At 74.9% G+C, this 17,865-nt stretch carries 16 protein-coding genes; 14 read left to right on the top strand and 2 right to left on the bottom strand.

Annotation, left to right across the window (positions count from 1 at the left end; genetic code table 11):
* Positions 1-185: 185 nt before the first annotated feature.
* Positions 186-1,058: a BTAD domain-containing putative transcriptional regulator gene (locus tag ACFV04_RS38885; RefSeq protein ID WP_380349228.1), complete on the bottom strand. Its 873-nt coding sequence runs from the start codon at positions 1,056-1,058 to the stop codon at positions 186-188.
* 738 nt (positions 1,059-1,796) lie between these two features.
* On the opposite strand from ACFV04_RS38885, the gene ACFV04_RS38880 reads away from it, so the two are divergent.
* The 14 genes from ACFV04_RS38880 (at position 1,797) to ACFV04_RS38815 (ending at position 16,975) form a co-directional block, all read left to right on the top strand.
* The gene (locus ACFV04_RS38880) at positions 1,797-3,008 is read left to right on the top strand and encodes an aminotransferase class I/II-fold pyridoxal phosphate-dependent enzyme (protein WP_360262721.1); all 1,212 of its coding nucleotides are present in this window, start codon (positions 1,797-1,799) and stop codon (positions 3,006-3,008) included.
* Between the two features lie 38 nt (positions 3,009-3,046).
* The gene (locus tag ACFV04_RS38875; protein WP_380349225.1) at positions 3,047-4,282 is read left to right on the top strand and encodes a beta-ketoacyl-[acyl-carrier-protein] synthase family protein; all 1,236 of its coding nucleotides are present in this window, start codon (positions 3,047-3,049) and stop codon (positions 4,280-4,282) included.
* On the top strand, positions 4,279-5,106 hold the full coding sequence (locus tag ACFV04_RS38870) for a MaoC/PaaZ C-terminal domain-containing protein (RefSeq protein ID WP_380349223.1): 828 nt from the start codon (positions 4,279-4,281) through the stop codon (positions 5,104-5,106). The genes ACFV04_RS38875 and ACFV04_RS38870 overlap by 4 nt, the downstream gene beginning before the upstream one ends.
* A 5-nt stretch (positions 5,107-5,111) precedes the next feature.
* Positions 5,112-6,635, top strand: a complete 1,524-nt coding sequence (locus ACFV04_RS38865; protein WP_380535728.1) for an AMP-binding protein — start codon at positions 5,112-5,114, stop codon at positions 6,633-6,635.
* Between the two features lie 60 nt (positions 6,636-6,695).
* On the top strand, positions 6,696-6,965 hold the full coding sequence (locus ACFV04_RS38860) for a phosphopantetheine-binding protein (protein WP_360262725.1): 270 nt from the start codon (positions 6,696-6,698) through the stop codon (positions 6,963-6,965).
* 3 nt (positions 6,966-6,968) lie between these two features.
* On the top strand, positions 6,969-8,000 hold the full coding sequence (locus ACFV04_RS38855; protein ID WP_380535726.1) for a hypothetical protein: 1,032 nt from the start codon (positions 6,969-6,971) through the stop codon (positions 7,998-8,000).
* Entirely contained in the window at positions 7,993-8,940 is a 948-nt protein-coding gene (gene trpA, locus ACFV04_RS38850; protein WP_380535724.1) for a tryptophan synthase subunit alpha, read from the top strand. The genes ACFV04_RS38855 and trpA overlap by 8 nt, the downstream gene beginning before the upstream one ends.
* Positions 8,934-9,308, top strand: coding sequence for an ectoine synthase (locus tag ACFV04_RS38845; RefSeq protein WP_360262728.1), 375 nt, complete (start codon positions 8,934-8,936; stop codon positions 9,306-9,308). Before trpA ends, ACFV04_RS38845 begins: the two co-directional genes overlap by 7 nt.
* Positions 9,309-9,499: 191 nt before the next feature.
* Positions 9,500-10,645: an acyl-CoA dehydrogenase family protein gene (locus tag ACFV04_RS38840; protein WP_380349214.1), complete on the top strand. Its 1,146-nt coding sequence runs from the start codon at positions 9,500-9,502 to the stop codon at positions 10,643-10,645.
* Complete coding sequence (locus ACFV04_RS38835) at positions 10,642-11,355, top strand: N-(5'-phosphoribosyl)anthranilate isomerase (protein WP_380535722.1); 714 nt, start codon at positions 10,642-10,644, stop codon at positions 11,353-11,355. Before ACFV04_RS38840 ends, ACFV04_RS38835 begins: the two co-directional genes overlap by 4 nt.
* Positions 11,352-12,101 carry an indole-3-glycerol-phosphate synthase gene (locus tag ACFV04_RS38830; protein WP_380535720.1) on the top strand — a complete coding sequence of 250 codons (750 nt, stop codon included), beginning with the start codon at positions 11,352-11,354 and terminating at the stop codon, positions 12,099-12,101. The genes ACFV04_RS38835 and ACFV04_RS38830 overlap by 4 nt, the downstream gene beginning before the upstream one ends.
* Before the next feature lie 25 nt (positions 12,102-12,126).
* Positions 12,127-13,056, top strand: coding sequence for an alpha/beta hydrolase (locus ACFV04_RS38825; RefSeq protein WP_380535718.1), 930 nt, complete (start codon positions 12,127-12,129; stop codon positions 13,054-13,056).
* 680 nt (positions 13,057-13,736) lie between these two features.
* The gene (locus ACFV04_RS38820) at positions 13,737-15,353 is read left to right on the top strand and encodes an alpha/beta fold hydrolase (protein ID WP_380535716.1); all 1,617 of its coding nucleotides are present in this window, start codon (positions 13,737-13,739) and stop codon (positions 15,351-15,353) included.
* Positions 15,353-16,975, top strand: coding sequence for an alpha/beta fold hydrolase (locus ACFV04_RS38815; RefSeq protein WP_380535714.1), 1,623 nt, complete (start codon positions 15,353-15,355; stop codon positions 16,973-16,975). The genes ACFV04_RS38820 and ACFV04_RS38815 overlap by 1 nt, the downstream gene beginning before the upstream one ends.
* 340 nt (positions 16,976-17,315) lie before the next feature.
* On the opposite strand, the gene ACFV04_RS38810 is transcribed toward ACFV04_RS38815, so the two are convergent.
* Entirely contained in the window at positions 17,316-17,816 is a 501-nt protein-coding gene (locus tag ACFV04_RS38810; protein WP_380535731.1) for a nucleoside deaminase, read from the bottom strand.
* Positions 17,817-17,865: the final 49 nt, after the last annotated feature.

The raw sequence follows: 17,865 nt of genomic DNA, 5'->3' as shown, positions 1-17,865 counted from the left end.
CCCCGTGCCCCCGCAGCGCACCGCGGGGGCACGGGGTTGCGGGGCCGCCGGGGCGGGGGGTGCCGGCGGGGGAGGGAAGGGGTGACGCGGGACGCGCGCGGACGGGGAGAGGTGCGCGGCCCGGTCCGTTCCGGCCGCAGCGCCGTGGGGTGCGCCGGGGCCGGCCGGAACGCCGGGGAAGCGGGTCAGGCGGCGCGGGCCGGGGCCGGTGCCGGGCGGGGCAGGCGGGTCAGGGCGAGGGGTTCGAAGATCCCCATCAGCACCGGGTCCACCGGGCGCACCGCCGCCGGCGCGGGCGGCGCGGGCGTGGGGGTGCGCAGCAGGGCGAGGTAGAGCTCCTGGGTCTCGGCGGCCGGGTCGATGCCCAGTTCCTCGGCCAGGACCTGGCGCAGCTGCTGGTAGCAGCGCAGCGCCTCGGCGCGGTTGCCGGAGGAGGCGAGGGCCTCCATGCGGCAGCGGTAGGCGCTCTCGCGGAACGGGGCGCGGCGCACCGCCTCGTCGGCCCAGCGCAGCGCGTGGTGTTCCTCGCCGAGGGCGGAGGCCGCCAGGCTGGCGGTCTCCAGTGCGCTGATGCGCAGTTCCTCCACGTGTTCGCGCACTCCCTGGGCCCATTCGCCCTCGTGGTCGGGCAGGAACGAGCCGCGCAGGTTGGCCAGTGCCCCGGCGGCCAGCTGCTGGGCGACGGCGTGGCCGCCGCAGGCCAGCGCCTCGCCGGCCTCGCCCACGGCCGACGCCGCGGCCTCCAGGTCCACCGCCGCGTCGGCCGGCAGGCGCAGCACGTAGCGGCCGCCCTGCGCGATCAGCGGCGTGGCGCCGGGGCCCTGGCCGGGGTCGGTGACGAAGGCCCGCACCCGGCTGACCACGCTGCGCAGCGCGGAGGCCCAGGTGTCGGGCAGGCCGTCGGGCCAGATGGTGTCGGCCAGTTGGTCGCGGCTGGTGCCGCTGGAGCGTTCCAGGACCAGGCGGGCGAACGCCACCTGGGCCTGGGCGCTGGACAGGTGCTGCGGGGCACCGTCCTCGTGTTCGATCGCCACCAGACCGGTGAGGCGGATCAGCATCGCCGCGCCCCCGATCTGCCGGACGGACTGTCTTCCCTGAAGCCGTTCAACGTTGCTCCAACCCCCTTGAGCCAAAGCGGAAGTGACGGCCCGTGCCGGCCGTCGGCATGGGAAACCCGGAACAGAACAATTTCTCGCCGCCGACCAGCCGTTCGGTTTTCGGCGGATTTCGACCATACATTCGCCGCGAGGCGCGGTGTCAACACCGGTCGCGAAAACGTACCCGCCGGCCGGTCGATGCGTCGTGGGCGCAGTGTTTTCCCACGTCAGAGCGTCATCGCAGGCCGGAGGAGCGGCTATTGCGGACGCCTTGCGCATCCTGCCGTAGAAATGTAGCCATCCTTGAGCACCCCGCGTGAAGGCTTCGAGAAAGACCGCCCGCAGCCGCCCCGGACCGCCCCCGCGCCCACCCCGTACCGCACCGCACCGGAAAACAGCCGGAATCCGGCCGGAGCACAACCGGACGGAAACCGGAAACAAACCGGAAGCGAAAAGCCGCGCCACCCGCAGAACACCGCGCCACCCGAAAACGCTGCGCCACCCGCGAAAAGCCGCGCCACCCGCGAAAAGCCGCAGCACCCGCGAAAAGCCGCGCCACCCGTAGAACCCGCAGAACCGCCGCGCCACCCGCAAGACGCCGCGCCACCCGCCCACCCCGCGAAAGGCCGCGGCACCCCGCGCACGCCGCGGAAAGCCGTGAAGCCCTGGAAACCGTGAAGCCGTGAAGGAGAAACGCCCGTGAACGCCACCGGAGCATGGGACCGCCTGGAGCCGAAGCTCGCCGCAACGAACGCCCGGGTGGCCGCACTGGAGTCCGACCCCTCCCGGCGCAACAGCTTCGTCGCCTACACCATGGAACGCGACAGCGCCTACTGCGACCTCGACGGCGAACGCCTGCTCATGATGTCCGGCTACAGCTACCTCGGCCTGGCCGGCGACGAGCGCGTGGTCGCCGCCGCCAAGGCCGCCGTCGACGTCTACGGCACCGGCAACCACGGCGTGCGCGCCCTGGCCGGCACCATCCCGCTGCACGAGGAACTGGAAGCCGAGGTCGCCCGCTTCGCCCAGCGCGAGCGCGCCCTGGTCTTCGGCTCCGGCTACGCCGCCAACGTCGGCACCGTCGGCGCCCTGGTCGGCCAGGGCGACACCGTCCTGATCGACAAGTACGACCACGCCTCCATCGTCGACGGCTGCCGCCTGTCGGGTGCCACCGTCACCCGCTTCCGCCACAACGACGTCGACCACCTGGAGCGCCGCCTCAAGGCCGCCTCCCCCACCGGCGTGCGCCTGGTCATCGTCGACAGCGTCTACTCCATGGACGGCGACATCGCCCCGCTGCCCGAACTGCGCGAGGTCTGCGACCGCTACGACGCCCTGCTCATGGTCGACGAGGCCCACGCCCTGGGCGTCATCGGCGCCACCGGCGGCGGCATCGAGGAGCACTTCGACCACAAGGTCCGCGTCGACGTCAAGCTCGGCACCCTCTCCAAGGCCATCCCCTCCATGGGCGGCTGGATCGCCGGCAGCCACGACCTCATCGGCCACCTGCGCTACGCCGCCCGCCCGTTCCTGTTCTCCGCCGCCCTGGGCCCCGCCCAGACCGGCGCCGCACTGGAGTCCCTGCGGATCCTGCGCCGCGAACCCGAACGCGTCACCCACACCCAGGTCCAGGCCCAGCGCCTGCGCACCCGCCTCAACGACGCCGGCATCTCCACCATGGACTCCACCACCGCCGTGCTGCCCGTCATCGCCGGCAGCGACGACGCCGCCTACGACTACGCCACCGCCTGCCGCAAGGCCGGCGTGATCGGCCTGCCCGTCGTCACCCCCGCCGTGCCCAACGACCTGGCCCGCCTGCGCATCGCGGTCACCGCCCGCCACACCGCGGCCGACATCGACTTCGCCGCCGACGCGTTCCTGACCGCCGCCGCCCAGACCGGCCTGATCTGAGACCCGGCCCGCCCCCGGCCCGGAGAGGAGAGGAAGCCATGGCCCCGCACACCCGCCCGCCGATCGCCGTCACCGGCCTCGGCGTGGTCAGCCCCGCCGGCCACACCGTCCAGGAGTTCTGGCACACCGTCGCCTCCGGGCGCTCCACCGCCACCACCCTGAACGACCCGGCCCTGGCCCGCCACCGGGTCCGCCTGGGCTGCCCCGTGGCCCCGCTGCCCGCCGACGGACCGGTCCCCGCCAAGGACGCCCGCCGCCTCGACCCGTTCGCCCACTACGCCACCCTGGCCGCCCTCGCCGCCCACCACGACGCCGGCAGCCCCGAACCCGGCCCCGGGCGCAGCGCGATCGTCGTCGGCAACGCCGTCGGCGGCCGCACCACCAGCGACCGCGAATCGGCCCTGTACACCGAACACGGGCCGCTGCGGGTCTCCCCGCTGATGCCCCTGGTCACCATGCCCAACGCCGCCGCCGCCCAGATCGCCATGCGCCTGCAGTGGAGCGGACCGGCCCTGACCATCGCCACCACCTGCGCCTCCAGCGCCGACGCCATCGGCCATGCTGCCCTGCTGCTGGAGAGCGGACGCGCGGACGTCGTCGTCGCCGGCGGCTGCGAGGCCACCCTCACCCCGGTCACCCTCGCCGCGTTCGGCAACCTCGGCGCGCACTCCCTGCGCAACGACGACCCCGCCCGCGCCTCGCGCCCCTTCGACACCGACCGCGACGGCTTCGTCATGGGCGAGGGCGCCGGCTTCCTCGTCCTGGAACGCCTGGACGACGCCCGCGCCCGCGCCCGCACCCCCTACGCGCTGCTCGCCGGGTACGGCTCCAGCTCGGACGCCTACCACCTGTCCAACCCGCGCCCCGACGGCGCCGGCGCCGTCGCCGCGATGCGCGCCGCCCTGGCCGACGCCGGCCTGAGCCCCGCCGACATCGCCCACGTCAACGCCCACGGCACCTCCACCGTGCACAACGACCGCGCCGAAGCCGCCGCCCTGGCCACCGTGTTCGGCCCCCACGGCGTGCCGGTCACCTCCACCAAGGGCGCCATCGGCCACCTGATCGGCGCCGCCGGCGCCGTCGAGCTGATCGCCGCCATCGAGGCCATGAACACCCGCACCGTCCCTCCCACCGCCAACCACGAGAAGACCGAAGAGGGCCTGGACCTCGACGTCGTCCACACCGCCGCCCGCCCCATCCCAAGCGGCGCCGCGCTGTCCAACTCGTTCGGCTTCGGCGGCCACAACTCGACCCTGGTGGTGACCCCGCTATGACCACGACCTCCCCCCACCTCCGGCGCACCCGGCTGACCGTCACCGACCGCGACCTGGCCGCCTACCGCGCCGCCGCCCGCACCGGCCTGCCCGCCGCCACCGGGGGCGCCAGCCCCGCGCACCCCTTCGTCGCCGCCCACGCCCTGGCCCAGCACACCGTCACCGCCCTGACCGCCGGCGACGACGGCTTCACCGGCGTGGTCCACCTCGCCCAGGAGATCCACACCCACACCCCCCCGACCCCGGGCGACCTCGACGTCACCGTCGAGGTCACCGCCGCCCGCCGCGAGGCCCGCGGCACCCGCCTGGCCCTCACCACCCGCCTCACCGACACCGCCACCGGCCGCCCCGTCGCCGACCTGCACACCTCCGCCCTCCTGGTCGGCGCCACCGGCACCGAACCCCACGGCACCCTGGCCCCCGCCGCCCACCCCGGCACCACCCCCGACGGCCCACCGCTCACCCTCACCCACACCCTGAGCACCGCCGACACCACCGCCTACGCCCACGCCTCCGGCGACCTCAACCCGATCCACCTCGACGACGACGCCGCCCGCGCAGCCGGCTTCCCCGCCACCATCGCCCACGGCATGCACCTGCTCGCCCTGGCCGCCGAGGAGATCACCGACCGCCACGCCGCCGGCGACCCCGCCCGCATCACCGCCCTCGGCGCCCGCTTCGCCGCCCCCACCCGCCCCGGCACCGAGCTGCGCCTGACCCTGCAGCCCCACGACGCGGGCACGGTGGTGCGCTTCACCGTCGCCACCGACGCGGGCACCGCCGTCAAGGCCGGCTGGGCGCGGATCGCCCCGGCGGGGGAGTGAACCCGATGACCACCACCCCCACCCCCGCGACCTCCGCGACCTCCGCGACCCGCGCCGCGGCGGCCCCGGCGCCGCTGCCGCTGCCCGACGCGTTCACCGCCCACGCCCGCACCCACCCGCACGCCCCCGCCCTGCTGTGGCACGAACGCACCGTCACCTACGGCGAGCTCGCCGCCCTCGCCGACGCCGAACGCGCGCGCCTGAACGCCCTGGACCTCGCCCCGGGCGAGCCGGTGGGCCTGCTCGCCGTCAAGTCACCCGAGGCGATCGCCCTGGTCCTGGCCTGCCTCACCGAACGCCGCCCCTTCCTGCTGCCCTCCCCGCAGCTCGCCCCGGCCCTGCTGGCCGCCCTGTTCGCCCAGGCCGGCGCCCGCCGCCTGCTCGCCCCCCTCGGCCAGGACGCCCCCGCCCTGCCCGCCCTCGCCCGCCCCGCCCCGGTGCCCACCCTGGCGGCCGGCACCTCGTTCATGCTCACCACCTCCGGCTCCACCGACCTGCCCAAGATCGTCCCCCTCGCGCAGAGCGCCGTCGACCGCTTCACCGCCTGGGCCCACGACACCTTCGACCTCGGCCCCGGCCGCGTCGTCGCCAACTACGCGCCGCTCAACTTCGACCTCGCCCTGCTCGACGTGTGGGCCACCCTCGCCGCCGGCGGCACCTGCCTGCTCATCGACCCCGCCCACGCCCTCAACGCCCGCCACCTGCTCACCCGGCTCACCCGCCACCGCCCGCACGTCCTGCAGGCCGTCCCCCTCGCCTACGCCCTGCTCGTCCAGGCCGCCGGCACCACCGTCCTGGACAGCGTCGAACACGCCGCGTTCACCGGCGACGCCATCGACGCCCGCACCCTGGCCGCCCTGCCCGCCCTGCTGCCCGCAGCCCGCCTCTACAACATCTACGGCTGCACCGAGACCAACGACAGCTTCCTGCACCGCCTGGACCGCCTGGACGCCGCCGCCGCCCTGCCCGTGCCCATCGGCACGCCCCTGCCCGGCGTACGCACCCTCATCGCCACCCCCGACGGCACCCCCCTCGAAGGCCCCGGCAGCGGCGAACTCTACGTCTCCACCCCCTTCCAGGCCGCCGGCTACCTCGACCGCTCCCGCGACACCGGCCGCTTCACCACCCAGCCCGAAGGCGCCGGCCCCGGACGGCGCTGGTTCCGCACCGGCGACCTCGTCACCCGCGACGACACCGGCCGCGTCCACCTCACCGGCCGCTCCGACTTCCAGGTCAAGGTCCGCGGCGTCGCCGTCAACACCGCCGAAGTCGAACGCGTCCTGCTCACCCACCCCGAGGTCCTCGAAGCCGCCGTCGCCGCCGCGAACGACCCGCTCACCGGCAAACGCCTGCACGCCGCCGTCCGGCGCACCCCCGGCTCCGCCCTCAACACCCTCACCCTGCGCGAACACCTCGCCCGCAACCTGCCGCGCGCCGCCGTCCCCGAGAAACTCGCCATCCACGACGAGCCCCTCGCCAAGACCGCCACCGGCAAGGTCGACCGCAAGGCCGTCCTCCCCACCCCCTGACCACCACCCCCCTTTCCCAACCCAATCCCAACCCACTACCGACACAAGGGAGTTGCCGCCATGAGCAACATCACCCAGATCAAGCGCTTCCTCATCGAGGAATTCCTGCCCGACGTCACCCCCGACCAGCTCGCCGACGACCACGACCTCCTCTCCGACGGCGTCATCGACAGCCTCGGCGTCCTCAAACTCATCGCCTGGGTCGAGGACCACTTCAACCTGCCCGTCGACGACACCGACCTGGACCCCAACAACTTCCGCTCCGTCACCGCCATCGACGCCTTCATCACCGAGCGCCGCACCGCGGCCACCGCCACGGTCGGCGGCTGACCCATGCACCCGGCCCTCACCGCACTCCTCGCCGGCCGCCCGGTCCCCCTGGACGCCTGGCGCTCGTGGTGGGACCAGCTGGAGCAACGCACCCTGGGCCCGGCCCGCGACAGCGACCGGGCCCAGGCGGCGGCCCTGCTGGCCAGCCTCACCACCCGCCTGCCCGACCCCGCCACCCTCGCCGCCCTCACCACCTCCCTCACCGAACGCGCCCCCGACCCCGGCCCCGCCCACCCCGCCAGCGTCAACATCGTCGGCACCGGCGGCGGACCCGCCACCTTCAACCTCTCCACCGCCGCCGCCCTCACCGCCGCCGCCATCGGCATCCCCGTCGTCAAGACCGGCTCCCGCGCCTACACCAGCGCCGCCGGCTCCGTCGACCTCCTCGAACGCCTCGGCATCACCCTCACCTCCGGCCACACCGCCACCGCCGACCACCTCGCCCGCCACGGCATCGCCTTCGCCGGCCCCCACGTCTACCCCCCGGCCCTCACCCGCCTGGCCCGCGTCCTCTACCCCCTCACCCTCAAACCCTTCGGCGCCTTCCTCAACACCCTCGGCCCCCTGCTCGCCACCGTCCCCGTCACCGCCCAGCTCACCGGCGCCTCCGCCGCCGCCCCCCTGGACGCCCTGCGCCACCTCGCCCCCCGCGTACGCGCACGCACCGTGTGGCTGGCCCACAACACCGCCGGCGCCGACGAACTCCTGCCCTTCACCGACAACACCCTCCACACCCCCGACGGCGCCATCCACCTGCCCGCCGGCTCCGTCGCCCCCGCCACCGGCACCCTCGCCGACCTCGCACCCCACCCCGACGACCTCACCGGCCACTTCCTGCGCGCCCTGGCCGGACAGGCCGGCGACACCGCCACCCACACCATCGCGCTCAACGCCGCCGCCCTCGCCCTCGCCTCCGGCCGCCACACCCGCTGGCACACCGCCTACACCACCGCCCTGGACGCCCTCACCGACGGCGCCCCCCGCTCCCTCGCCGAACGCCTCGGCGCCCGCCCCCGGGAGGCAGCAGGTGTCTGACCCCCTCTTCCCCCCGGGCACCCCCGGACTCGCGGTCTTCCTCAACGCCGGCGACCCCGCCGGCCGCCTGGCCGACCTCGCCCACCTCCTCGACACCCAGCACGTGGACGTCCTCGAACTCGCCGTCCCCTTCCCCGACTCACCCACCGACGGCCCCGTCATCCGCCGCTCCGCCGCCCGCGCCCTCGACGCCGGCACCACCCTGGACACCGTCCTGGCCGAACTCGCCGACCTCACACCGAAACTGACCCACCTCAAGGTCGTCCTGCTCGCCGACTGGAGTCACAGCCTGCGCCACCGCGACCCCGCCGCCACCGCACGCGCCGTCGCCGACGCCGGAGCCCGCGCCCTGCTCGTCCACGCCCTGCCCCCCCGCGCACGCCCCGCCTGGCAGCACGCCCTGCGCGACGAAGGCCTCCCCCAGGTCACCACCTGCTACCCCACCTCCACCCCCGAGGTCCTCACCGCCGCCGCCCACGGCGCAGCAGGCGCCTACGTCTACCTCGTCGCCCACTACGGCCGCTCCGGCACCACCCCCCCAGGCGGCCACCGCGCACTCGCCGACACCGTCACCGCGCTGCGCACCGCCGCCCCCACGACCCCCGTCGCCGTCGGCTTCGGCGTCCGGACCGCCGCCGACCTGGCCGCCGTCGCCGACAGCGGCGCCGACGCGGCGATCATCGGCTCCGCCGCCGTCGCCCGCCTCGAACACGCCCGCACCGAAGGCCTCGACCCCGTCGAGGAACTGCGCGCCTACCTCACCGACCTCCGCCCCATCCGTCCCCCACACCCGGACGCACCCGGCGGACGCACCACCGCCAGCACCACCCGCACCACCCGCACCACCCGCACCACCACCCGCACCACCACCCGCACCGCCGGTACTGCCACCCTCACCCCCGCCAGCACCACCACCCGAGAGGACCCGAACGCATGCTGATCCGCGACATCGCCGACGTGAAGACCGTCGAGTGGGGCAACGGCCTGTCCCGCCGCTTCCTGGTGGCCGGCGACGGCCTCGGCTACAGCCTCACCGACACCATCGTCAACGCCGGCACCAAGTCCCGCCTGGAGTACCGCAACCACCTCGAGGCCTGCTACTGCATCGCCGGCTCCGGCGAGGTCATCGACATGGACGGCACCTCCCACCCCATCACCCCCGGACGCCTCTACGCCCTCGACCAGCACGACGCCCACTACCTCGTCGCCGGCCCCGACGAGGACCTGCGCCTGGTCTGCGTCTTCTCCCCGGCCCTGCGCGGCGACGAGGTCCACCAGCTCGACGCGCACTCCTCCTCCGCCTACTAGGCCCTGTCCTCAAGGCCCCCGCGGCCCCCGGGGCCCGTCCCCCCGACCCCCGCCGCCGCCCCACGGGGCGAGACCGGGGCCGACGACGGGCCCGGGCGAGACCTTCTGTTCAGACGAGCGCCGGCGACCCAACGCCGGCCTGCCACCCCGGGCCCCACACCGGCGGGCCCGGGAGGAAGGCGGCAACACCCGTGATCCGCTGGAACGCCGACCAGACGGCCCTGCGCGAAGGCCTGGCCCGCTTCGGCGACGACCTGAGCGCCGGCCACATCGAAGGCGACGAACAGGCCGCCTTCTCCCACGACAAGTGGCGCCTGATCCAGAAGACCGGCATCCTCTCCCTGCCCTTCGACGAACGCTACGGCGGCCTCGGCCAGTCCCTGCTCACCACCATGTACGTCCTCGAAGGCCTCGGACAGACCTGCCGCGACGGCGGCCTCAACTTCTCCGTCACCACCTCCATCGCCTCCACCGGCGTCCCCCTGCAGGCCTTCGGCTCACCCGCCCTCAAAGAGACCTACCTGCCCCGCATCGCCTCCGGCGACGCCATCGGCGCCCACGCCATCACCGAATCCGACAGCGGCTCCGACGCCATGCAGATGCGCACCCGCGCGGTGCGCGACGGCGACGACTTCATCCTCACCGGCGCCAAGACCTTCGTCTCCAACGGCCCCGTCGCCGACGTCATCGTCGTCTACGCCCGCACCCACCCCCAGGGCGGCGCACTGGGCGTCACCGCCTTCCTCCTCGACGCCGACATGCCCGGCCTGACCACCGGCAACCCCATCAAGAAGATGGGCCTGCGCACCTCCCCGCTGTCCGAACTCTTCCTCGACGGCGTGCGCGTGCCCAAGAACCGCGTCCTGGGCCGCGTCGGCGGCGGCTTCATGGTCCTCGACCACGTCATGAAACGCGAGATCCTCTACTCCTTCATCGTCAACACCGGCGAGATGCAGCACCGACTGGCCCGCTGCCTGGACTACGCCAAGACCCGCGTCTCCTTCGGCAAACCCATCGGCTCCTACCAGTCCGTCGCCAACAAGATCGTCGACACCAAGATCCGCCTCGAAACCGCCCGCAAGTGGCTCTACGACACCGCCCAGCGCCTCGAAGCCGGCGACAACGTCACCGTCGACATGGCCATCGCCAAACTCCTCACCAGCGAATCCAACCTCGCCACCTCCCTCGCCGCCGTCCAGGTCTTCGGCGGCAACGGCTACATGTCCGAATACGGACTGGAGAAGGACGTGCGCAACGCCGTCGCCGGCACCATCTACTCCGGCAGCAACGAGATCCAGTACAACCGCATCGCCGCCATGCTCGGACTGGGCAAATGACCGCCCCCGCCCCGGCCCCCGTGCGCCCCGGCCACCTCAAAGTCTGCGGCGCCCGCACCCGCGCCGACCTCACCCTGCTCGCCGACACCGGCCCCACCCTCGTCGGCCTGTGGCACGGCGTCCCCGGCGGCCCCGCCGACCTCGACCCCGACCACCTCGCCGACCTCGCCGCCACCGCCATCCGCCTGGGCCTCGAACCCGTCCTCGTCACCTTCCTCGACGACGCCGACCACCTCGCCCGCCTCGCCCGCGCCACCGGCATCCGCTGGATCCAGCTCCACGCCTACCAGAGCCCCGCCCTCGTCGCCGACCTACGCGAACGACTGCCCTACGCCGTCCTCGTCAAAGTCCTCCACATCTCCCGCGGACGCTGCCTCGAACGCGCCTTCACCCGCGCCTTCGAACGCGCCGGATGCGACCTGTTCCTCCTCGACACCGTCACCGACGACGGCCGCGTCGGCTCCACCGGCCAGGCCCTGGACCCCGACCACGTCCACGCCCTGCTGCCCCGCCTCACCATCCCCTTCCTCCTCGCCGGCGGCCTCAACACCGCCAACCGCGCCACCTACCGCACCGTCACCGACCACCCCCTCTACGCCGGCGCCGACATCGACACCGCCGCCCGCGACCGCACCGGCCGCTTCACCCACGACGCCGTCACCGCCCTCACCCGCGCCTGGCACCCGCGCCTCCAGGAGGCCGCCGTATGAACGAGCGAAGCGAGACCACCACCGCAACGCCCGCCCACAGCCAGGCCCGCACGAGCTTCGTCGACGCCCTCCTCACAGCCCGCCGCCCCCTCGTCATGGAAGTCAAACTCCGCGACCCCCACGGCAACGACCTCCTCGGCGAACGCACCGTCACCGACCTCGTCACCCGCTACGAACAAGCCGGCGCCCCCTGCCTGTCCGTCGTCACCGGCCGCTGGTTCGGCGGCACCACCCGCCTCCTGCGCGACGTCACCGCCGCCACCACCCTGCCCGTCCTCCAAAAGGACTTCCTCACCCGCCCCGCCCAACTCGAAGCCGCCCACGCCATGGGCGCCTCCGCCGTCCTGCTCACCGCCGCCCTCCTGCCCGCCACCTCCCTCACCCGCCTGATCACCCACGCCCTCGGCCTCGGCCTCACCCCCTTCGTCGAAATCACCGACGAACGCGAACTCGACGCCCTGCCCCACCCCCAGGACTGCGTCATCGCCGTCAACAACAAGGACATCCGCACCCGCGAACGCGACCCCGGCGACCTCCGACGCAGCCTGCACCTGCTGCCCGCCGTCCGCGCCGCCGGCTGCCGCGCCCCCGTCTCCGCCTCCGCCATCACCGACCCCCACACCGCCGCCCGCCTCCTGGACGCCGGCTACGCAGGACTCCTCGTCGGCACCGCCCTCATGCGCACCACCGACATCGACACCTGGCTCACCACCCTCGACACCGCCCGCACCGGCGTCGCCGCATGACCACCACCCGCACCGGAGCCGCCGCATGACCACCACCCCGCTGCGCACCCGCACCCGCTCCCTCGTCCTGGACGCCGACGGCATCCCCATCTCCGCCCTCGTCGCCGAACCCGAACACGGCGAACCCAAAGCCGTCATCCTCGCCATCCACGGCCGCGGCATGCGCGCCGCCTACTTCGACGGCCCCGCCCACCCCGACACCAGCCTGCTCACCCTCGCCGCCGACCTCGGCTACACCGTGCTGGCCGTCGACCGCCCCGGCCACGGCGCCTCCGCCCACCGCCTGCCCCACGGCCACCTCATCGCCGACCAGGCCACCACCCTGCACGCCGCCCTCACCGACTACGCCCGCGCCCACCCCGTCGGCGTCGGCGTCCAGCTCCTCGCCCACTCCTTCGGCGGCAAGATCGCCCTCCACCTCGCCGCCCACTGGCCCCACGACCCCCGCCTGCCCCTGCTCGGCGCCGACATCAACGGCCTCGCCCAGCACTACGCCCCCGGCGCCTGGGACCGCCCCGACGACCTCGCCGGCGGCGGCCGCCTCAACTGGGGCCCCCTCGGCCTCTACCCACCCGGCACCTTCCACGCCGCCCGCGCCCTGCTCACCCCCGTCCCCGCCCTCGAAGCCCGCGAACTCGCCACCTGGCCCGCCCGCTACGCCGCCCTCGCCGCCCGCGTCCGCGTCCCGGTGCGCCTCACCCTCGCCGAGCACGAACACTGGTGGCGCCTGGACACCGCCCACCGCACCGCGCTCACCGCCGCCTTCGCCCCCGGCCTGGCCCACCTGGTCACCGCCCACGGCGCCGGCCACAACCTCTCCCTCGGCCACGCCGCCCGCCCCTACCACCTGCGCGCCCTCGCCTTCACCGACGACTGCCGCACCCGCCCCACCACCACGGCCACCGCCGGACCGGCCACCGCCACCGCGCAGCCCGCACTGGCCGCCGCCCACTGACCGCCACACCCGCCACACCGCACACACCGCACACACCGCGCACGCCACCCGGCACAGGACGCCACAGCCCCCGCCGCCCCCGGGGCAGGGACGGCGGGGCCCCCTCGCCGTACGGACCCCCGCCCCGCGAACCCGCCCCCGCGCGCGGCACCGGCCCGGCCCCGGCGGCGAGCCGGCGCCGGACCGAGGACGGCGCGGGCGCGACGGCGACGGGCGGACAGACCCCCGTTCCACCCGCCGCACCGCACAGCCCCGGCCCCGGCCCCGACCCGCCCCCTGCGCCCCGTTCCGTCCGGTCGGCGCCGCACCGTCACCCGCCCCGCGCCGCCAGGACACCCGCCGCCGGCACTCTCGCAATCGGCCCCGGCCCGTCCCCCGTCCCGCCCGCGTGTCTCCCGGCCCGTCCCCGCTGCACCGTCACCCGCCGGCGCCGCCAGGACACCCGCCGCCCATGCCGCCGCCGGCGCCCTCGCCCGCAGCCCCGTCCACGCCCCGCCGCGCCTTCCCCTCCCCGGGGTGGGGGAGGTGTGCGCCGAGTGGATCCCACCGCTGGTGGGCGACCGCGCGCCACCACAGGCTGGGCCCCGGTGGTGCCCGTTCCGACCCTGCGACGGCGAACGGCGCCGCGCGGGGCCGTCCCGACCGGGCCGGCCGGGGGCGTGAGGAGACGGGATCACACGATGGAACAGGACACCGGCCCCGGCTGCCCGCCGCCCTCCCACGGCGGCGCCCCGCCCCGAAGACGGCCGCGCACCCGCGGCGCCCGCGCCGCGACCGCGCTGGCCGCGGCCGCCGTGGCCCTCCTCGGCGCCCTCGCCCCCGCGCCGCTCCGCGCCACGGCCGCACCGGCCGGTGAGAACGGGCCGGGAACCCGGCCGCACTTCACGCCGGGCCCCTGCCCGCAGACCCCCGAGCCGGTCCCCGGACACTGCGGCACCCTGGAGGTACCCGAGAACCGCGCCCACCCGCACGGACGGACCGTGCGCCTGGCCGTCGCGATCGTCCCGGCCGCCTCCGCGACGCCCGCCGCGGACCCGGTGGTGTTCATGGAAGGCGGCCCCGGCGGCGACGCCTTCGGCAACATCCCGTTCCTGACCGCCGCCGGCGTGAACCGCGACCACGACCTGATCGTCATGGCCCAGCGCGGAACCCTCCACTCCGAGCCGAACCTCGCCTGCCCGGAGGTCGACCGCTTCTACGCCCAAGCCGTGGGACTGCCCCTCGACGCCCCCTCGACCGGAGCACTCCTGGTACGGGCGACGGCGCAGTGCCGCGACCGGCTCAGAGCCGGCGGAGCCGACCTGAGCGCCTACAACACCACCGAGAACGCCGCCGACTTCGCCGACCTGCGCACGGCCCTGCACATCGACCACTGGAACGTCTACGGCTACTCCTACGGCACCGACCTGGCCCTCACCCACCTGCGCCTGCACCCCCGGGGAATCCGCTCGGTGGCCATCGACTCGGTCGCACCCCCGCCCGTCGTGAACCTGCCGTGGACCTGGGACAGCTTCCGGGAGGGCATCGACGCGGTCTTCGCGGCGTGCGAGGCCCAGCCCGCCTGCAGGGACCGCTACCCCGACCTCCCGCAGACACTCACCCGACAGGTCCGGCGCCTGGAGGAACACCCCCTGACACTGACCGCCCGGCCGCCGGGCGGCACGACCCCGGTCACCGTCGTCCTCGACGGCGGCGCACTGGTGGACCTGGTGGTCGCCAAGGCCGTCCCGTTCGCCGACCTCCCCGCCGCACTCGACGAACTCGCCCACGGGAACCCGCAGCGCTTCGCCCAGGCCCGCGCCGCCGGCGCGACCCAGGCCGTAGGCGAATTCGCCTACGGCCTCAAGGAGTCCGTGGCCTGCAGCGAGTGGGTGCCCGGCTACTCCCGCGCCGACCTGCTGGCGGCGGGGCGCCGCAACTTCCCCGGCTGGCCCGACACCGTCCTGGCCCAGGCACCCCAACTGCCCTTCCAGTACGACGTGTGCCACGTCTGGAACGTCCCCGACCGCACCGCCGTCCAGCGCGTGACCACCGTCAGCGACGTGCCGGCCCTCGTCCTGTCCGGAACCTTCGACTCCAAGACCGGCGCCGGCTGGGGCCGCTACGCCGCCCGCACACTGTCCCGCTCGACCGACGTACTGATCCCGGGAATCGGCCACTGGGTGGTCCCCCAGTCGCCCTGCGCACAGAGCATCCTGGCCTCCTTCCTCACCCACCCGACCGCACCCGACACCGCCTGCGCGGCCGACCTCGTGCCCGCCCCGTTCACCATCACCCCCGAAACGGAAACCGCGTGATGTCCATGCACCCGCCCCACCACCGCACCACGCCACGGCTGCGCACCGCACCACGGCTGCGCACCGCGTTGGCCGGGGCCGCGGCCGGGCTCCTCGTCGTCGGCCTCGCCGCGCTGCCCGCCCGGGCCGGGTCCGGCACCCCGGCGACCCCGGGCGCCCGCACGCCGCTGGGCACGCGCGCCCACACCACGGGCCGCGCCCACTTCGAGCCGGGCCCCTGCCCGCGCACGGCCGATCCCGCGCCCCCGATCGAGGGTGCCCGCTGCGGAACGCTCACCGTGCCCGAGAACCGCGCCCGGCACGACGGGCGCACGATCACCCTCGGAGTCGAGATCGTGCCGGCCGCCACGCCCCGGCCCGCGCCCGACCCGATCGTGTGGTTCGCCGGCGGCCCCGGCGACGACGCCGTCTCCGAGATCCAGCTGGCGCTGGGCGGCGGTCTGAACAGCGACCGGGACGTCATCTTCATGTCCCAGCGGGGCACCTACTCGGCCGACCCGGCACTGACCTGCCCCAACATCGACCACTTCAACGCCGACGCCCTCGACCTCGTCTACGGCGCACCGTCCACCGGGCGCCTGCACGTGCGCCAGACCCGCGCCTGCCGGGACGCGCTGGCGGGCGGCGGGGCCGACCTCGCCGCCTACGACACCACCGAGAGCGCCGCCGACTACGCCGACCTGCGCGAAGCGCTGTGCATCGAGCAGTGGAACGTGTTCGGCATCTCCTACGGCACCGACCTGGCCCTGCTCTACCTGCGCGAGCACCCGCAGGGCATCCGGTCGGTCGGCATCGACGGCGTCCTGCCGCCGTCGCTGGCGAGCGGCGCCGTGACCTGGACGGCCGCACGGGAGGGCTTCGACGGCATCTTCCGGGCCTGCGCGCAGCAGAGCGCCTGCAACGACCGCTACCCGGACCTGAAGGCCGTCTTCGAACGCCTCGTCGGCGAACTCGAAGCCCGGCCGGTCACCACCACCGTCACCGTCCCGGGCCACCCGGACCCGGTGGAGGTGGTGCTGGACGGCGGCGTGCTGGTGAACTGGCTGACCTTCGCCAGCCACCTGGCGGCCGGCGTGCCCCGCTCCATCGACGAACTGGCCCACGGCAACCCGCAGCGCATCGCCGAGCAGTGGGCGGGCGGCAAACTCAGCCCGCAGGCCGTCGGCCGGCTCTCCCACGGCCTCGCCTACGGCGTCTTCTGCCGCGAGTGGACACCGTTCGAGAGTGAGGAGGAGGTGATCGAGGCCGGGCGGCGCGCGTTCCCGTCGTTCCCCGACTCGGTGCTGGCCAACGCCCCCGGGCTCGCCTGGCTCCACGCGGACTGCCGCGCCTGGGACGTGCCCGCCGCACCGGCCTCGGTCCGGGACGTGACCCGCAGCGACATCCCCTCCCTCGTCCTGTCCGGCGGGTTCGACGCCCAGACCGCCCCGAGCAGCGGCCCCTACGCCGCCCGCACCCTGAGCCGCTCCACCGAGGTCACGGTCCCCTACGTCGCCCACGTGGTCTTCGCCGACTCCCCGTGCGCGCAGTCGATCACCCGCTCGTTCTTCGACACCCCGACCGCCCCGGACACGGGCTGCCTCGCGGGCCTGCAGCCGCCCGAGTTCGAGATCGCCCCGTGACGCCGGACCCGGCCGCCCGGTCCCGGCGGCGAAACGGCCGGCGGGGGCCCGCCTGACATCCGCTCCGGGACACAGGGAGACAGGGACACGGGGAGACACCGGAAAGGATGTCAGGAGGAGTCCCACATCCACACATACCGGCGGGTGCCCCGGGAAAAGTCCCGGGGCACCCGCCTTGTGCCTGCTCCCTCCCGCCCGCGTTCCCTCCCCCCGACCCTCGCCCCCCTTTTCCGCTCTTTTCGCCGGCCGGCCGCACGGCACCGGCCCCGCCTCGACAAGAACTCCGAGCGGGCCGGCGGCCGTGCTCCCGGTCGGCGCCGGTGCTTCTCGGCCGGTGGTCTCAGCCGGCGGTCGGGGCGCCCGCGACGCGGCGCTCGCCGCCGTTGCGCCGCTGCCACAGGCGGTACACCTGCACCGCGTCCTCACGCGCCTCGTGGCGCATCGGCAGCCGGCGCTCCTGCCAGGGCCTGGCGAACTCGTCGTAGAAGGTGCCCAGTTCGAAGTACGCGCGGTCGTCGACGTAGTGCGGCTCGTAGTCCTCGCGGGTGGTGAGGAAGACGACCTCCTCCGGCGAGCAGTAGTACAGCGATCCCAGGCACATCGGGCAGGGGTGGGCGAGGACGTAGACGGTGGCGCCGCTCAGGTGCTCGGTGCCCAGGCGGGTGCAGGCCTCGCGGATGGCGAGGATCTCCGCGTGCGCGGTGGGGTCGGCGGTCTGGGCGACCTTGTTGGCGCTCTCGGCGAGGACCTCGCCGTCCTTGACGATGACGGTCGCGAACGGGCGGCCGCCCTCGGCGACGTTGGCGTGGGCGAGGTCGATGGTGCGCCGGACGAAGTCCATGGTGGCCTCTTCGGGGGTGGGGGTCGGGCTGCGGCGGGGGGCGGGAGCC

Origin of the sequence: Kitasatospora sp. NPDC059599 (assembly GCF_042735125.1) — a bacterium.
Taxonomy (GTDB): Bacteria; Actinomycetota; Actinomycetes; order Streptomycetales; family Streptomycetaceae; genus Kitasatospora.
Note: the sequence above shows the minus strand (reverse complement) of the source record. Positions and strands in the feature narration are given on the sequence as shown.

Excerpts from the sequence above, each read along its gene's own strand:
- ACFV04_RS38885 (WP_380349228.1), bottom strand. The coding sequence starts at position 1,058 with ATGCTGATCCGCCTCACCGGTCTGGTGGCGATCGAACACGAGGACGGT.
- ACFV04_RS38875 (WP_380349225.1), top strand. The coding sequence starts at position 3,047 with ATGGCCCCGCACACCCGCCCGCCGATCGCCGTCACCGGCCTCGGCGTG.
- ACFV04_RS38870 (WP_380349223.1), top strand. The coding sequence starts at position 4,279 with ATGACCACGACCTCCCCCCACCTCCGGCGCACCCGGCTGACCGTCACC.
- ACFV04_RS38865 (WP_380535728.1), top strand. The coding sequence starts at position 5,112 with ATGACCACCACCCCCACCCCCGCGACCTCCGCGACCTCCGCGACCCGC.
- ACFV04_RS38860 (WP_360262725.1), top strand. The coding sequence starts at position 6,696 with ATGAGCAACATCACCCAGATCAAGCGCTTCCTCATCGAGGAATTCCTG.
- ACFV04_RS38855 (WP_380535726.1), top strand. The coding sequence starts at position 6,969 with ATGCACCCGGCCCTCACCGCACTCCTCGCCGGCCGCCCGGTCCCCCTG.
- ACFV04_RS38845 (WP_360262728.1), top strand. The coding sequence starts at position 8,934 with ATGCTGATCCGCGACATCGCCGACGTGAAGACCGTCGAGTGGGGCAAC.
- ACFV04_RS38835 (WP_380535722.1), top strand. The coding sequence starts at position 10,642 with ATGACCGCCCCCGCCCCGGCCCCCGTGCGCCCCGGCCACCTCAAAGTC.
- ACFV04_RS38830 (WP_380535720.1), top strand. The coding sequence starts at position 11,352 with ATGAACGAGCGAAGCGAGACCACCACCGCAACGCCCGCCCACAGCCAG.
- ACFV04_RS38825 (WP_380535718.1), top strand. The coding sequence starts at position 12,127 with ATGACCACCACCCCGCTGCGCACCCGCACCCGCTCCCTCGTCCTGGAC.
- ACFV04_RS38820 (WP_380535716.1), top strand. The coding sequence starts at position 13,737 with ATGGAACAGGACACCGGCCCCGGCTGCCCGCCGCCCTCCCACGGCGGC.
- ACFV04_RS38815 (WP_380535714.1), top strand. The coding sequence starts at position 15,353 with ATGTCCATGCACCCGCCCCACCACCGCACCACGCCACGGCTGCGCACC.
- ACFV04_RS38810 (WP_380535731.1), bottom strand. The coding sequence starts at position 17,816 with ATGGACTTCGTCCGGCGCACCATCGACCTCGCCCACGCCAACGTCGCC.